Annotated in this window: 1 protein-coding gene; it reads left to right on the forward strand. The window is 48.7% G+C overall.

The window, feature by feature from the left end; genetic code table 11:
* The coding region (locus F1003_RS17140) for a hypothetical protein (RefSeq protein ID WP_235898444.1) at positions 1 to 238 on the forward strand (238 nt) is incomplete at both ends.

Genomic DNA, 238 nt, shown 5'->3' on the forward strand with positions numbered 1-238 from the left:
TGGTGGGACACGAGGCGCAATTGAGCAAAGGCGAGAATGTAAGTGCGGAACGCAATAATTTCCCGTCCAACAATGTGCAGACGATAAGCAGCGGTGTTCCAACTTCTGCTATTAACTCAGGCTCAAAAAGTCAGAATGCCCAGGAGTCATACTTTGGCCGGTTAAACCTGGGATTGTTCGATAAATATCTGATAACCGGAAACGTCCGGGCCGATGGATCTTCAAGATTTGCTGCCGG

Source organism: Winogradskyella ouciana (assembly GCF_009709615.1).
Classification (GTDB): domain Bacteria; phylum Bacteroidota; class Bacteroidia; order Flavobacteriales; family Flavobacteriaceae; genus Winogradskyella; species Winogradskyella ouciana.